Source organism: Nostoc piscinale CENA21 (assembly GCF_001298445.1).
Classification (GTDB): domain Bacteria; phylum Cyanobacteriota; class Cyanobacteriia; order Cyanobacteriales; family Nostocaceae; genus Nostoc_B; species Nostoc_B piscinale_A.
On sequence record NZ_CP012036.1, the window covers coordinates 147,899 to 162,501 of the forward strand.

Annotated in this window: 14 protein-coding genes and 1 pseudogene; 2 read left to right on the forward strand and 13 right to left on the reverse strand. The window is 39.2% G+C overall.

Translation table 11 applies throughout. From position 1 onward, the window contains the following. Nucleotides 1–317 precede the first annotated feature (317 nt). Nucleotides 318–1,826 (forward strand): carotenoid isomerase, encoded by a 1,509-nt coding sequence (gene crtH, locus ACX27_RS00680; RefSeq protein WP_062287119.1) that lies wholly within the window; start codon nt 318–320, stop codon nt 1,824–1,826. A gap of 84 nt (nt 1,827–1,910) precedes the next feature. On the opposite strand, the gene ACX27_RS00685 is transcribed toward crtH, so the two are convergent. The 10 genes and pseudogenes from ACX27_RS00685 to ACX27_RS00720 form a co-directional block, all read right to left on the reverse strand. After that, nucleotides 1,911–3,239 carry a hybrid sensor histidine kinase/response regulator gene (locus ACX27_RS00685; protein WP_062287128.1) on the reverse strand — a complete coding sequence of 443 codons (1,329 nt, stop codon included), beginning with the start codon at nt 3,237–3,239 and terminating at the stop codon, nt 1,911–1,913. Nucleotides 3,240–3,244: 5 nt separating this feature from the next. Further along, nucleotides 3,245–4,261, reverse strand: a complete 1,017-nt coding sequence (locus ACX27_RS33115) for an ATP-binding protein (RefSeq protein ID WP_062287130.1) — start codon at nt 4,259–4,261, stop codon at nt 3,245–3,247. After that, the gene (locus ACX27_RS35545; RefSeq protein ID WP_418006829.1) at nt 4,230–4,580 is read right to left on the reverse strand and encodes a sensor histidine kinase; all 351 of its coding nucleotides are present in this window, start codon (nt 4,578–4,580) and stop codon (nt 4,230–4,232) included. Before ACX27_RS35545 ends, ACX27_RS33115 begins: the two co-directional genes overlap by 32 nt. Before the next feature lie 120 nt (nt 4,581–4,700). Further along, nucleotides 4,701–5,357: pseudogene (locus ACX27_RS35550) on the reverse strand (PAS domain-containing protein); the annotation flags it as partial. 13 nt (nt 5,358–5,370) lie between these two features. After that, nucleotides 5,371–5,718, reverse strand: coding sequence for a PAS domain-containing protein (locus tag ACX27_RS00700; protein ID WP_235526646.1), 348 nt, complete (start codon nt 5,716–5,718; stop codon nt 5,371–5,373). Nucleotides 5,719–5,755: 37 nt separating this feature from the next. Beyond that, nucleotides 5,756–7,339, reverse strand: coding sequence for a PAS domain-containing protein (locus tag ACX27_RS00705; protein WP_062287135.1), 1,584 nt, complete (start codon nt 7,337–7,339; stop codon nt 5,756–5,758). A gap of 427 nt (nt 7,340–7,766) precedes the next feature. Next, nucleotides 7,767–8,942 carry a formate-dependent phosphoribosylglycinamide formyltransferase gene (purT, locus tag ACX27_RS00710; protein ID WP_062287137.1) on the reverse strand — a complete coding sequence of 392 codons (1,176 nt, stop codon included), beginning with the start codon at nt 8,940–8,942 and terminating at the stop codon, nt 7,767–7,769. Between the two features lie 50 nt (nt 8,943–8,992). After that, entirely contained in the window at nt 8,993–9,490 is a 498-nt protein-coding gene (locus ACX27_RS00715) for a pentapeptide repeat-containing protein (protein WP_062287139.1), read from the reverse strand. A gap of 25 nt (nt 9,491–9,515) precedes the next feature. Beyond that, nucleotides 9,516–9,701 (reverse strand): ATP-binding protein, encoded by a 186-nt coding sequence (locus tag ACX27_RS33125; RefSeq protein WP_235526432.1) that lies wholly within the window; start codon nt 9,699–9,701, stop codon nt 9,516–9,518. Next, a complete protein-coding gene (locus tag ACX27_RS00720; RefSeq protein WP_235526433.1) occupies nt 9,673–10,473 on the reverse strand; it encodes a sensor histidine kinase in 801 nt (266 codons plus the stop codon). Before ACX27_RS00720 ends, ACX27_RS33125 begins: the two co-directional genes overlap by 29 nt. A gap of 111 nt (nt 10,474–10,584) precedes the next feature. Between ACX27_RS00720 and ACX27_RS33130 the strand changes: the two genes are divergently transcribed. Next, entirely contained in the window at nt 10,585–10,758 is a 174-nt protein-coding gene (locus ACX27_RS33130) for a hypothetical protein (protein WP_235526434.1), read from the forward strand. A 357-nt stretch (nt 10,759–11,115) separates the two neighbouring features. Here the strand turns inward: ACX27_RS33130 and ACX27_RS00725 are convergent, their stop codons facing one another. The 3 genes from ACX27_RS00725 to ACX27_RS00735 all read right to left on the reverse strand — a co-directional run bounded on the left by ACX27_RS00725 (nt 11,116) and on the right by ACX27_RS00735 (nt 14,578). After that, the gene (locus tag ACX27_RS00725; protein ID WP_062287140.1) at nt 11,116–13,044 is read right to left on the reverse strand and encodes an ABC-F family ATP-binding cassette domain-containing protein; all 1,929 of its coding nucleotides are present in this window, start codon (nt 13,042–13,044) and stop codon (nt 11,116–11,118) included. A 71-nt stretch (nt 13,045–13,115) separates the two neighbouring features. After that, the gene (locus ACX27_RS00730) at nt 13,116–13,544 is read right to left on the reverse strand and encodes a DUF1824 family protein (RefSeq protein WP_200929890.1); all 429 of its coding nucleotides are present in this window, start codon (nt 13,542–13,544) and stop codon (nt 13,116–13,118) included. A 185-nt stretch (nt 13,545–13,729) separates the two neighbouring features. After that, the gene (locus tag ACX27_RS00735) at nt 13,730–14,578 is read right to left on the reverse strand and encodes a prohibitin family protein (RefSeq protein WP_200929891.1); all 849 of its coding nucleotides are present in this window, start codon (nt 14,576–14,578) and stop codon (nt 13,730–13,732) included. Between the last annotated feature and the right edge of the window lie 25 nt (nt 14,579–14,603).

Here is a 14,603-nt window from a genome sequence, read left to right on the forward strand (position 1 = left end):
CTGGCAGCCAAAATCAACCTCCAAAAATTATTGAAAATCTTTTTCATTAGTAGTTGACAGATATTCTCAATCACAGTTATATTATGAATCAGTGTTCTCCTCTCTTTAAGGATCGGCAGACGGGATTAGCCAGCGGTAGCAGGCTTGTCCCTCTTTTTTGTTTTTTGGTCATTGCTCACTTGTTGGGGTTTCAGGTGTAGAAACTTAGCCTAGTGCAGATATTAAGTAAAAAGACTAAACTTCCGGAACGGAAATTAGGCTATTTTGTAGTTTGTATTTAGCAATACTAATAACCAATGACAAAGGACAAATGACCAATGACAAATAAAAATGTTGTGTTTGACGCAATTATCATTGGTTCGGGAATGGGTGGCTTGGTAACAGCAACTCAACTAGCAGCCAAGGGTGCAAAAGTTTTGGTGCTAGAGCGTTATTTGATTCCCGGTGGTAGTGCCGGCTATTTTGAACAGCATGGTTATCGCTTTGATGTTGGCGCATCCATGATTTTTGGCCTGGGAAAAAACGGCACAACTAACTTACTGACTCGCGCCTTAGATGCGGTCAATATGCAAATCGAAACAATACCAGACCCAGTACAAATTCATTATCATTTACCCGATGGCTTAGACATTAAAGTTGACCGGGTTTATGACAAATTTTTGCAAAATCTTACTGCTTACTTTCCTCAAGAAGCAAGAGGTATTCGTCGCTTTTATAACGAATGCTGGGAAGTTTTTAATTGCCTGAACCGTATGGATTTGTTGTCGTTAGAAGAACCTCGGTATCTGATGCGGATGCTCTTCCAGCATCCTTTAGCGTGTTTTGGGTTACTGAAATATTTACCAAAAAATGTTGGAGATGTCGCGCGGCGCTATATTAAAGACCCCTTATTATTAAAATTCATTGATATGGAATGTTATTGCTGGTCAGTAGTCCCAGCGAACATGACACCAATGATTAATGCCGGGATGGTTTTTTCCGATAGACATTATGGCGGTGTTAATTACCCTAAAGGCGGAGTAGGCATAATTGCCCAAAAACTAGTAGAAGGTCTAGAAAAACTTGGCGGTCAAATTAAGTATCAAGCGAGAGTAAAAAAAATTATCTTAGAACAAGGATGTGCTGTCGGTGTAGAACTCGCTAACGGTCAAATTTATCGAGGTAAACGCATAGTTTCTAATGCTACACGCTGGGATACATTTGGAAAATTAATTCCTGTAGAGAAAATACCCAATAATGAGAAACTATGGCAACAAAGCTATGAAAAATCCCCTAGCTTTTTGAGTTTGCATATCGGTGTGAAAAGCTCAGTTTTACCTCAGCACACAGAATGCCATCATATTTTGTTAGAAGATTGGGCAAAAATGACGGCAGCAGAAGGCACGATTTTTGTTTCCATCCCCACATTACTTGATCCAGATTTAGCACCACCGGGACATCATATCATTCATGCCTTTACACCTCACTGGATTGATGGTTGGTTGGGTTTATCGGCAAACAGATATGAAGCCAAAAAAGAAGCAGCCGCTTGGCGAATCATTGACCGACTAGAACAGATTTTTCCGGGGTTAGATGCAGGGTTAGATTATCTATCAGTCGGGACACCCCGCAGCCATCGCCGCTTTTTGGGGCGAGAAGATGGGACTTATGGGCCAATTCCCCGACGGAAATTGTGGGGCTTGTTAGGGATGCCTTTCAACCGCACAGCTATTTCAGGACTTTATTGTGTGGGTGATAGTACCTTTCCTGGTCAGGGTTTAAATGCTGTAGCTTTTTCAGGCTTTGCTTGCGCCCATCGCATCGCTGTTGATTTGGGAATTGGTTAATGGTTATTGGTCATTTGTCATTTGTCAATTCACCTGTAACTTGTCACCTGTTCCCTCTAACCTGCTATACTCAGCACTTTCCACTCAAGCAACTTGAGACACTGTTTGTTGGATGGGAATTTTGACGATGAATTCTGTCCCGGTTCCTGGTGAAGATTTACAGGTGATATGACCACCATGTTTGTCTACAACAATTTGATGGCTGATAGATAAACCTAATCCAGTACCTTTACCCGCAGGTTTAGTTGTAAAGAAAGGTTCAAATAACTTTGCTTGGACTTCGGGCGGAATTCCTGGGCCGTTATCTGCAATATGAATGGCAACCCAATCATCACCAATCATCTTGGTATGAATTTCAATACGGCTGGGTTTTTGGTGAATTTCTGCCAAAGAACGCTGTTTATCATATTCATCTAAAGCATCAATAGCATTAGAGAGAATATTCATAAATACTTGGTTAATTTGTACGGCATAGCATTCTACTGGTGGTAATAAACCATAATCTTTGATGACTTCGATCGCAGGATGGTCGGATTTTTGTTTCAGACGATAATTTAAAATTGTCAGCGTACCGTCAAGGCATTCATGAATATCGGTTTCTGTGAGGTTTGCATCATCGGTACGCGAGAAAATTCGTATGGATTTGACAATTTCTCGAATGCGTCTTGCACCAAAATTCATGGAGTTGAGCAATTTTAATAAATCGCTTTCTAGAAATCCTAGATCGGTTAATTCTAATTCTGCTTGAATGCGAGGTGTAGGAGCAGGGTATTCTTCTTGATATAAATGTAGTAGCTTGAGAACTTCTTGAGTATATTCGTTGGCATGAACGAGATTGCCATAAATGAAGTTGACAGGGTTATTAATTTCATGGGCAATTCCGGCAACCATTTGTCCTAAGCTGGAAAGTTTTTCGCTTTGAATTAACTGAATCTGCACGTTCTTTAGGTCATCATAAGTTTGGCTAATTTCAGAAACTTTCTGCTCTAATAGGGCATTTTTATGTTCTAATTTGACAGTTAAATCATGCAGTTTGAGGTGTAATTTAACTCGTGATAAAACTTCTTCCTGTTGAAAAGGTTTAGTGATATAGTCTACTGCACCAACTTGAAAACCTGCAATTTTATTGGTTGTATCTGATAGTGCCGTCATAAAAATAACGGGAATATCTTGAGTTTTTGGGTTTGCCTTTAATAGACGACAGGTTTCAAATCCATCTATTTCTGGCATCATGACATCCAATAAAATTAAGTCGGGTAGAGCATATTTAACTCGCTCTAAAGCAACTTTTCCAGATTTTGCTACCATCACTTCCAAACCAGCCTGATCTAAAGCATCAGACAAGACACCTAAATTAGCAGAATTATCATCAACAATTAAAACTGTGGGAGTTTGTTCGGTTGCAAGGCTCATAACGCTTACTGTTGAGGGTGAATGAGTGCCAGAATTTCTTGGTCTTGAAATTCTTGTGCTAGTTGTTGCAGCCGTTTAGCAAAGGGAAGATATTTTGAATCTATTTGTGAAATTAATGCTGCTTGTTTTATGATTCCCTTAAAGTTACCCTTCATTACTAACTCATAGAGAGTTTCTATCTCTGTCTGGGGAGGTAGAATGAATTCGAATTGATGTGCTAATGACTGATTTTCAGGACTTTGCTCTTCATACAGCCACTCTAAGTTGAGAAATTGCCGCAATTTTTGAAATAGCGCGATCGCCTGCACAGGTTTGGGGAGAAAATCATTACCACCAGCTTCGATGCTGCGATGTTGGTCGCTTTCAAAGACGCTGGCTGAAGAAACAATAATGATGATATGTTTAAAAGCTTCTGACTGGCGAATGTGGTGAATTAACTCAAAACCATCAAGTTCTGGCATTAACAAGTCAGTAATCACTAAATCGGGCTGAAACTCCGCAATTTTTTGCCAACCCTCTGCACCATCATTGGCTTCTGTGACTGCAAAACCAATGGGAGTCAGTAAGTTATAAATCACAGAGCGATTTTCCCATTTATCATCTACAACTAAAATCTTGGGTTTGCGGTCTTTAATCCCGATAATTTGTCCAAAATCATCAGATTGGGAAGTTTTAACCCATTCTTGAGCTTCTGGTAAGTAAACATCAAACCAAAAAATACTGCCAACGCCAATTTCACTTTGAACGTGAATGGTGCTGTCCATTAATTCCACAATTCTTTGACTAATGGCTAATCCTAAGCCTGTACCTTCAGTTTGTCGCCGCCTGTCGCCTACTTGCTCAAAAGGTTGAAATATAGCTTGGAGTTTTTCTGCGGGAATACCTACACCTGTATCGCGGACTTCAAAGCGGATTTTATCTCCAGAAGCATAGCTGATGGTAAAGGTGACTTGACCTGCATCGGTAAATTTGATGGCGTTGCTAAGGAGGTTAATTAAGACTTGTCGCAGGCGTTTTTTCATCGGCGCGGATACCAATTGGTAATTCGCTGGCAAATTGATAGTGGAATTGAATGCTTTTGAGTTCCGCACGAATGCGACACATTTCGGCGACACCTTGCAAAAAAGCCGGAAAGTGGAAATCGCTGGTCATCAGTTCCACTTTTTGCGCTTCGATTTTTGATAAATCGAGGATGTCGTTGATTAAGGTGAGCAAATGGGAACCGCACTGATAAATGACATCAATGCGCGATCGCTCGTCTTCGTTAAGATGTTTGGAACGCTGTAAAATTTGGGCATAGCCGAGAATGCCATTTAACGGTGTCCGTAATTCATGGCTCATATTAGCCAAAAATTCGCTTTTGGCATGACTGGCGGCTTCTGCTGCTTCTTTGGCTTTGGTCAGAGCCGTTTCAATTTGTTTGCGTTCTGTAATGTCGTTGTTAATTTCGAGTTGATTATAGGACTGTCCATTTTCATCACGCTGTAATGTCCAGCGACTGGCAACAATAATTGACCGACCATCGCGGGTTTGATGATGAAGTTCGCCTTCCCAGTGTCCCTGCTGTAAAAACTCGCTCAAAATGGTTTCTAAGGGTTTGGGAAAGACTGTTTTCAGAAATGTGTGAATATACTGCCCAATTACTTCTTCGCGTTTCCAGCCATAGAGAACTTCCGCACCGCGATTCCAGTAAGCAATCCGGTCATCCATATCTCGAATGATGATGCTGTCACTGGCTGAATCCAATATTTCTAGGGTTTGACGGAGTTTCACTTCTGCTTGTTTGCGCTCATGAATATCGGTGCAGATCCCAACCCATTCTTTGACAGTACCATCTGATTCTAATACTGGCACGCCGCGCGTCAGTGTATAACGATACTCGCCATCATACCGTCGCAGGCGAAATTCATGCTGATACAAGCTACAAGTATTTACGGCTATTTCCCACGTTTGGGCGAGTAATTGGCGATCATCTGGATGAATCGGCTCTATCCATCCACCATTCTGATATTCCTCCGTGGTTTGCCCAGTAAATTCATTCCAAGTATTATTTTCGTAAATGGGTATACCGTTAGGCGGAACAGACCAAACCATTTGAGAAGTAGCAGTGATTAGAGACCGATAGCGTTCTTCACCTTTTTTGTAATGCTAGTTCTGCTTGTTTGCGATCATGGATATCTGTGTAGGTTCCCACCCATTCACGAATACTACCATCAGCTTCTAGAATGGGAACACCCCGCGTCACTATGTAGCGATATTCCCCATCATATCGGCGGATACGAAATTCTTGTTCATAGATGCAGCGAGCTTGCACAGCAGCTTGCCATGATTGACCCATTAATTGACGGTCATCTGGATGAATTACATCTAACCATCCCCAGCTTTGATACTCTTCCCAAGTTTGCCCTGTGTATTCTCGCAAAGCAATATTGTCATCTTCACTAGTAACAACGCCATCGGCTGGAGCTGTCCAAACTATCTGAGATGTGGCAGCAAGTAAGCACCGATAGCGTTCTTCACTTTTTTTGGAGTGCTAGTTCTGCTTGTTTGCGATCGCTAATATTACGTGTGATGCCAATCAGACCAATGATATTACCTTGATGATCTCGCCAAGGAGCTTTAGTGGTCAAAAAAGTACCATTAATGCCACCGCTAGAAATATCTTCTTCAAAAGTTTTTGTGTTACCTGTTGTCATAATATGGCGGTCTTGCGCCATGATTTTTTGACCAAAATCAAGTGGCAAGATTTCCGTATCGACTTTACCGATAATATCTTCAATGGGTTTGCCGATGAGATTGGCTAAATTAGAGTTCAGGGCGACATGACGGCCTTGACAATCTTTAACAACGATAAAGTCTGGTGTGCTTTCTAAAATTGATCGTAGTAGAGTGTTGCTTTCGCGTAAGTCTTCTTCAGTTTGTTTGCGATCGCTAATGTTGCGGGTGATCCCAATTAGCCCCAGAATATTACCTTGAGCATCTCGCCAAGGCGCTTTTGTGGTAAGAAAAGTTGTCTTGACTGTACCAAAAGAAACATCTTCTTCAAAAATTTCGGTCTTACCTGTTGTCATGATCTCGTGGTCTTTGGCTCGGATCTCTGAGACAACATCTGAAGAAAATATTTCTGTATCGTCTTTACCAACAATCTCATCTATTGATTTGCCCAAGAAATTAGCCATTTCAGTGTTTACCGTTACATAACGGCCTTGGCAATCTTTAACAAAGATGAAATCTGGTGTGCTGTCTAAAACTGAGCGTATTAGTGTGTTGCTGTGGCGTAAGTCTTCCTCGGCTTGTTTGCGATCGCTAATATCACTAGCTAAGGCAATTACGCCCAAAATATTACCATCAGTATCTTGCCAAGGAGTTTTTGTCGTTCTGAAGGTACCGTTAATTTGACCATCGGCACTACAGAGGTATTCTTCATCGGTAGTGTTAATACCTGTGGTGATAATCTGTTGGTCTTGAATTGTATACTTACGTGCCACTTCTAATGGCATTAATTCAAAATCGTTTTTACCAATGATCTCTTCAACGGCACGACCCATAAAGTTTGCCGCATTAGAATTCAGGGTAACATACTGCCCTTGAACATCTTTAACGACAATATAATCGGGTGTACTGTTTAAAATTGAGCGTAGTAGGGTGTTGCTTTCGCGCAAGTCTTCTTCAGTTTGTTTACGTTGAGTAATATTTTCAGAAAAGATCATAATTCCGCCAACTTCACCTGTAGCCAAATGCCACGGACGGATTGACCAGTTTACCCATTCTCCAGAACCATCAGCGCGGGGAAAATAGTCTGCATTGTTGTGCGCGTTGGCTCCCGCTAAACATTTTTGGTGAATTTGCTTCCACTTTTCAGGGACATCAGGAAAAATCTCGTAATGAGATTTTCCAATAATATCTTTAGTTAATTTATAAATTTCTAACCATTTGTGACTTACAGCTAGATACTGCATATCTTGATTGAATATGGCTATTCCCATCGGAGCATATTCAATTGCTTGATAGAGAGCGATCGCTAGGGGATTGTCATTAATATCCGTTGTCGCTAAAGATTGAATATCTGGGAACATTTTCGGCTCTGGTATCTGACTCATGCTTTTTGATTACTCATTCTCCTGAAAGTCTGCACAGGTAGAATTCGCCCGGAAATTTGCGGGTTTATCTTCTGAGTCAGCAATGTTGTTTTTTGAAGTGATTAGCGTTAAACAATCTACTTCATACCCAGAGTTCCCTAAAAATCCTCAAAACTAACAAACAACAAAATTGAGATTAATTTTGTAGAACAACTCAATAAAATTACATCTTTTGTTAACTATTTATATAATTGCATCATACAAAATCGATATTAAGAAGCATATAATTAGCCTGCAAAGGCAGGCTTTGTTTGTATAGCCCCAGACTTCTAGTACAATGCGGTGGAAATAAAGATACCATTTCAAGTTAGTAAAAAGCTTATGATATGAGCTTTTTGACTTTTGACTTCCGCGTGGCGGTACTAGTCTGAGGGGTTTAATATGCCATTCAACTCGAAATGATTTTGACTTTACTTGCTGCTGTTGTCGCTTTTTCTCGTGCTTTCTGCACATTCTCAGCTCTGGCTAACGCTACACCCATACGTCGATAAGGATGAGCCGATGGTTTGCCAAATAATCTTATATCGACATCTGTTTCGGCTAAAGCTTCAGCAACTCCAATAAAGTGTATTGATTCTGACTTTTCTGAGGCTAAAATTACTGCACTAGCTGAAGGGCTAAACTGTTCAATATGAGGAATGGGTAAGCCCAAAACAGCCCTTAAATGTAATTCAAATTCGTTCAGATTTTGGGAAATTAATGTCACCATCCCTGTATCATGAGGTCGTGGTGAAAGTTCTGAAAAGATTACTTCATCTTTAGTGATGAAAAATTCCACACCAAAAATTCCGGCTCCACCTAAAGCGTCGGTGACTTTTTTAGCGATCGCTTGAGATTGTAATATTTTATCTTCCGAGATTCCTGCTGGTTGCCAAGATTCTTGATAATCGCCTCTTTCTTGACGATGACCGATAGGTGAACAAAAAATTGTTGGCGCATTCCATTGTTTAATGGTCAGCAATGTAATCTCAATTTCAAAGTTAATAAATTCCTCAACAATGACTTTTTGACTATCACCTCTGGAATTTGCGATCGCATAATTCCAAGCCTGTTCAACTTCATCTTTATTCGCTACTACAGATTGACCTTTCCCTGAAGATGACATTACAGGTTTCACCACATTAGGAAAGCCAATTTCAGATGAAATTGCAATTAATTCTTCTAAAGTTACAGCATAACCATATTTAGCTGTTCTAATGCCTAATTCTTTGTGTGCTAATTCCCGAATTCTGTCGCGGTTCATTGTGTAGTTAGTCGCCGCCGCCGTCGGAATAACTGTAATCCCTCGTTGTTCAAATTCTAGTAGCTTTTCGGTTCTAATTGCTTCAATTTCTGGTATTATCAAATCAGGCTGATGTTTTGTTACCACTGCTTCTAAATCATCAGCACTCAGCATAGAAATTACTTCCGCACAATCAGCAACCTGCATCGCTGGGGCATTTGCATAGCGGTCAACAGCAATTACATAATTACCCAGACGTTGTGCCGCAATCACAAATTCCTTGCCGAGTTCGCCTGAACCCAACAGCATCAATTTTTTCGGCAACTTAATAGAATCACTCATCAATTTATCCAGAAAAATTTCAGTATCATCATCTTATAATTTTTCTGATTTTAATTATCATAACTTTGATGAGTAAACTTAGCTCCCCGTAACTTTAAATCTTGATACTGTAGCTGAGTTAAGCCAATACCTTGACCAAATTGACACCCTGCGACTACAGCCTCTGTCCAAATGGTTTCATTAAGCGTTGCACCTGTTAAGTCAGCATTGCGTAAGTCAGCTTTAGTAAAATTAGCAAATAGGAGGTCAGCATTAACTAAACTACTACGTTGTAAATTAGCATTAGTTAAATTGCCTCTGATAAAATTTACCTCATCTAATATCAAATCGGATAAATCAGCCTCAATTAAATTCGGAAACTTTAACTGCTGCGGATTTTGTAAAAATCGCATCATACAAACTATATTTGCTTCAGTATTTTTAATTTTAGCCAAAAACTCATAACGACCTATTCCTAATAATTTGAGAGTTTGTAGACGTTGTTTATAATTTTGTTCTAAAAATTGAATTGCGCTTTTACGTAATTCCTGAGTTTGTAAGTTAGTCATTATATCTGATATCAATATTTGACAACTATCTTTTTATAGGCAGTATTATATCAATTGTAGTGCCTTGGTTAATCAGAGAAGCACAATTAATCGAGCCACCATGCTGTTCGACAATAATTTGATGGCAAATAGATAACCCTAAACCTGTGCCTCGACCAACAGGTTTAGTAGTAAAAAAAGGTTTAAAAATGCTTTGGCAAATTTTTTTCATTCATTCCACAACCATTATCAGTAATTGAGATAGTTACTTGATTTTCCTGGGATTGAAATGTGCGAATCCAAATAGTTGGTGTCTCATCTAGATTGCTATCAGAAATTATCTCTTTCTCAATTAAAGCATCAATAGCATTATTAATTAAATTCAGAAAGACTTGATTTAAAAGACGAGGATTACAATAAATCTGGGGTATTGTGCCGTAATCTTTAATTACTGAGATAGGTCTACTGTTACTTGCACAACGGTTAAGTCTATGCTGTAAAATTACAAGTGTACTATCAATACCTTGATGAATATCAGCTTTTTTATAATCGGATTCATTCAAACGCGAAAAGCTAGAGAGTGATTCGACAATATCACTAATTCTAGTTGTGCCAGACTCCATTGAGTCTAAAAGTTTTGGCAAATCAAGATGGATAAACTTAAGGTCGATGTTAGTAAGTGCTTTAACAATTTTAGTATTTGGATTTGGATACACAGTGCCATAAGTCTCTAAAAGATTTAGTAAGTCATTAGTGTATTGACGAAGATATTGTAAATTACCATGAATAAAACTGATGGGATTATTAATTTCATGGGCAACTCCAGCCACCATTTTTCCTAACGCCAACATAGTTTCGCGTTGAATTAATTGCATTTGAGATTGCTGAGTTTCTGTTAATTGAGATAAGGCTGATTCTGCATTATCTTTCGCTATACGGTATTGTTCTTGTACTAAAAACAATCTTTGTAGTGTTTGGTAGTAAGTATTTACACTAAACAGCACAAATAATGAGCCAAAAAAAGAAAACCATCCCAGTTAGCAATGGTATCCAATCAAACAGCTTGTTAATTGTTAAGTAAATACATAATAAATAACCACCCAGAAAAAAAAACCATGAGTGAAAACATGATTCGCCAACTGAGTTTATCTGATTCTGTCTTGAAAAATCTGAGAATTTTCCGCGTTTTGAGAATAGATAGTCCCATTATTCCAGCACCAAGACTAATCAAGGTGACAATCAAAGACAGAATCATTGATGAACTTAACATAGTATTCAGCCAAAATTAACGGCAACAGAACCTAAACCATCGCCAAAAATATAGGGAAATATTCATTTTGATTCGACTGTATCAAAGCAATTCAAGCAATATCATGTCCGCTTGATTAATTATTAAAACCTCTAAACCCCACCCCGCCAAAGCTACGCTTTGTCTCCCATCCCTGTTGAGGGGGAGAAGTTGGGGGTGGGGTGCAATGATTCCAGGAATTATAAATAATTAAACGAACTTGACTTGACTGGAATGGCAGACACGCTATTAAATAGCAGAATCATAATCTAATCATAGAAATGCGCTTACCAAAGGGCAAGGGATGACAAACTCTACTAGGACAAATCAGCAAAACTTCAAAAAAGCTTCATCAATTTTAAGATTCGATTTCGGCTAATTCTAACCAGCGTTCTGTGGCTGTATCAATTGCTTGTTTAAGGTTTTCTACTTGTTCGTAGAGTTTCTGTACTTGGCTATAATTCCCTGGTGCAACTTTATTCATTGCTGCTTCGGCTTCGGCTTTTTCGGCTTCTAATTGAGAAATTTTAGCTTCTAATTGTTCAAATTCTTTCCTTTGCCAATTCGATAACCGACGACGTTTTTTGGTGTCGCTATCTTTAGTTTGAGTTGCTGTTTGAACTTCAGTATTCTTGGGTTTTTCTTGAGTTTTAGCGGCTTCTTGTTGTGCTGCTTCTTCGGCTTTTTTATAGTCGAGATAGACAGAATAATTACCAGGATATTGTCGAATATTACCGCCTTCTTCTAAGGCAAAGATTGTGTCTACAGTGCGGTCTAAAAAGTAGCGATCGTGAGAAACTGCAATTACACACCCAGAAAAATCTTCGAGGTAGTCTTCTAAAACTGCCAATGTCTGCACATCTAAATCATTGGTAGGTTCGTCTAAAATTAAAACATTGGGCGCACTTATTAATATACGTAGCAAGAATAAACGGCGTTTTTCTCCACCCGAAAGTTTATGAATTGGCGCATACTGTTGGTTTCCAGGAAATAGAAACCTTTCTAACATTTGAGATGCAGTAATTTTTGTGCCATCGGCAATTTGCACAAATTCGCCTTCTTCTTTGATATAGTCAATCACGCGCTGATTTTCATTCAAAGCTGTGAGTAATTCTTCAGAATGTTGGTCAAAATAACCGATGTGAATTGTAGAACCAATCTCTACACTACCTGAATCTGGCTGTACCCGTCCGGTAATCATATTCATTAAAGTAGATTTACCCGCACCGTTACCGCCAATAATGCCAATGCGGTCTTCGGGGCTGAATTCGTAAGTAAAATCTTTAATGAGAGTTCTATAGTTATAAGCTTTAGAAATATTCTGGATGTCAATAACTTTTTTACCGATGCGGCGACTGACTGTCGAAATATCTACTTTACCTAAACCTTGTTTAAATTCGGTTTCACGCATAGCTTGGATGCGCTGAATTCTCGCTTTTTGTTTGGTACTTCTAGCTTTAGGGCCACGTTTTAACCATTCTAATTCTCGCCGCAATACTCCTTGATGTTTGCGTTGAGTGCTGGCGGCTGATTCTTCAGCTAGAGCTTTCTTTTCGAGGTAATATGAATAGTTGCCTGTGTAAGTATATATGTCGCCTCTATCGATTTCGATAATACGATTGGTGACTTTATCTAAGAAGTAGCGATCGTGTGTAATTAATAGTAATGCACCGCGAAAGCGATTTAAATAACTTTGTAACCATTCTACAGAGAGTGCATCTAAATGGTTTGTCGGCTCATCCATCAGCAAAACATCGGGTTCTGCAAGTAGGGCTGTTGCTAAGGCAATACGCTTACGATATCCTCCCGATAAGGTGGCTATGAGTGCATCAAAATCGGCAATTCCTAATTTTGTGAGGATTATTTTCGCGTTAGTTTCCAATTCCCATGCGCCTGTTGCGTCCATCCTTTGCATAACGCTAGATAGGCGCGACATTAACTGACTATCTTCGGGATAATGGGCAAGTTTATCTGATAATTCTTCATACTGACGTACCAGCGTCATTTGTTCGCCACTGTCAGCAAAAACTTGTTCTAAAACTGTGCGATTTTCATCTAAATTTGGTTGTTGAGGTAAATAGATTATTTTAGCACCAGAGCTAGTTACAATTTGCCCACTATCAACTGGTTCTAATCCGGCAATCATTTTTAATAGTGTTGATTTACCAGAACCATTAGTACCAATTAAACCAACTTTATCATTAGCATCAATGCTAAAGTTAGCGTCTTTTAATATTTCTTTGATGCCAAAATCTTTTTTAATAGATTGGAGTGTAATAATACTCATAATATGGATTTGTTATTTGCGATCGCCAGCCAGTAGGCAAGGTTCTTACCTTACCTACATTCTCCCAAATTTTAGGCAAATAAATCGAGGGGTAGATGTCCATACATTTCGTTGATTCCTCTTTCATCATAAGATTGGCAAGATACTAATACACCGCGATGATGTCCAGCGTAGGAATCAAGGTAGCATAGACCATTTTTGCCGTTTAATTTTATATAAACTGGGCCTTCAGTTGTGGGTAAATCAGTGGGGACTTCGTAACCTAAAGCCCACGAGTAAGTTTTCATAGCGAGTAGGGCTTCTTCGGCAGTGTCAGCACAAATGCCCAATATTTGATAGTCAGAAAGTTTGGTGATTAAGATTAAAGACTGGCGCACTAAGGCTTTTTCCGCATTATCAAGGACTGGGGCAATATCTAAACAGTTGAATTTGTTGAGGAATTTTCTAGCGTCAGCAACAGTCAGAGGAAGTTGGTTGGAGTTTGGCATAGATTTAATCATGGTTTTCGAGAATTTGCCTTTTTGTGCGAGGTGAACAGAATCATTTTTAGATTTTGGATTTTGGCATGATTCTGGCTACAAGAGGAAACAATTTGGCTAGGTAGGTTTCCTGGTATGAAGCAAAAAATCTAAAATCTGTAACCTAAAATTGGCACTGTCAAATATATTTGGTTAATTTACCTAAATTATTGTTGATTAGGAACATTCCCCAGATTGAAAATAAAGGGTACACTACTTTGGGATTTATCACCCATAACCAGAACTTTAGGCATTTGCGCGCCACCTGTTTTCCATGCTTCAATTGCTTCTTTTTGCAAAACTAATTGCCCGCCTTGAGCTTTGAGAGTTTCGGCTAAAAGTCTTTGTGCTTCGGCTTTACCTTTAGCGCGATTAATTTCTGCCTGGGCTTCTTGTTCTGCTTCTTTTGCTATATAAACGGCTCTTTGGGCGCGTTGTTCGGCAATTTGTTTTTCTTCTACGGCTCTGGCAAATTCGGGTGAGAAAGTTAAGTCAACTACACTAGTATCTAGCACAATTATTCCGTATTTGTCTAAGCGATCGCCTAACGCATTATCAAAGTCTTCTTTGAGTTCACTGCGTTTAGTAATAGCTTCTTCTACTGTTCTTTTAGCAGCTGCTATTTTAAATGCTTCTTGGGTTTGAGGAGCAATGATTTTTGATACTATATTTTCTAAAGTTCCTTGTTTTCTTCTCACCTCTACTACCTGTGAGGGATCAAGACGAAAGTTAATCGCAAATCGTGCCGATAAATTTTGTAAATCTTTTGTCGAACTTTCGGCTGGCACTTCAAATTTCTGCACTGTTAAATCATACACATCTATCACGGAAATTAAGGGCGGTTTCAAATGAATACCCTCCAATAAAGCACCATCTCTAGCTTTACCCAAAATACTAATTACGCCTGCCTGCCCTGGATTGATAATGATAAAGGCATTCAGCCCAATAATCACCAGTATTCCTAACAAAATTCCTAAAATTGTAGTTTGCCAATTGCCAAATTGTTGATTTCTCAAGGTTGTATCTCCTTTTGGATTTTCC

Bases quoted from the DNA above. Each gene is read 5' to 3' on its own strand.
- ACX27_RS00705 (WP_062287135.1), bottom strand. From the start codon at position 7,339: ATGAGTCAGATACCAGAGCCGAAAATGTTCCCAGATATTCAATCTTTA.
- crtH (WP_062287119.1), top strand. From the start codon at position 318: ATGACAAATAAAAATGTTGTGTTTGACGCAATTATCATTGGTTCGGGA.
- ACX27_RS35545 (WP_418006829.1), bottom strand. From the start codon at position 4,580: ATGAGCCATGAATTACGGACACCGTTAAATGGCATTCTCGGCTATGCC.
- ACX27_RS33130 (WP_235526434.1), top strand. From the start codon at position 10,585: ATGAGTGAAAACATGATTCGCCAACTGAGTTTATCTGATTCTGTCTTG.
- ACX27_RS00685 (WP_062287128.1), bottom strand. From the start codon at position 3,239: ATGAGCCTTGCAACCGAACAAACTCCCACAGTTTTAATTGTTGATGAT.
- ACX27_RS00730 (WP_200929890.1), bottom strand. From the start codon at position 13,544: ATGATTAAATCTATGCCAAACTCCAACCAACTTCCTCTGACTGTTGCT.
- purT (WP_062287137.1), bottom strand. From the start codon at position 8,942: ATGAGTGATTCTATTAAGTTGCCGAAAAAATTGATGCTGTTGGGTTCA.
- ACX27_RS33115 (WP_062287130.1), bottom strand. From the start codon at position 4,261: ATGAAAAAACGCCTGCGACAAGTCTTAATTAACCTCCTTAGCAACGCC.
- ACX27_RS00715 (WP_062287139.1), bottom strand. From the start codon at position 9,490: ATGACTAACTTACAAACTCAGGAATTACGTAAAAGCGCAATTCAATTT.
- ACX27_RS00725 (WP_062287140.1), bottom strand. From the start codon at position 13,044: ATGAGTATTATTACACTCCAATCTATTAAAAAAGATTTTGGCATCAAA.
- ACX27_RS33125 (WP_235526432.1), bottom strand. From the start codon at position 9,701: ATGAAAAAAATTTGCCAAAGCATTTTTAAACCTTTTTTTACTACTAAA.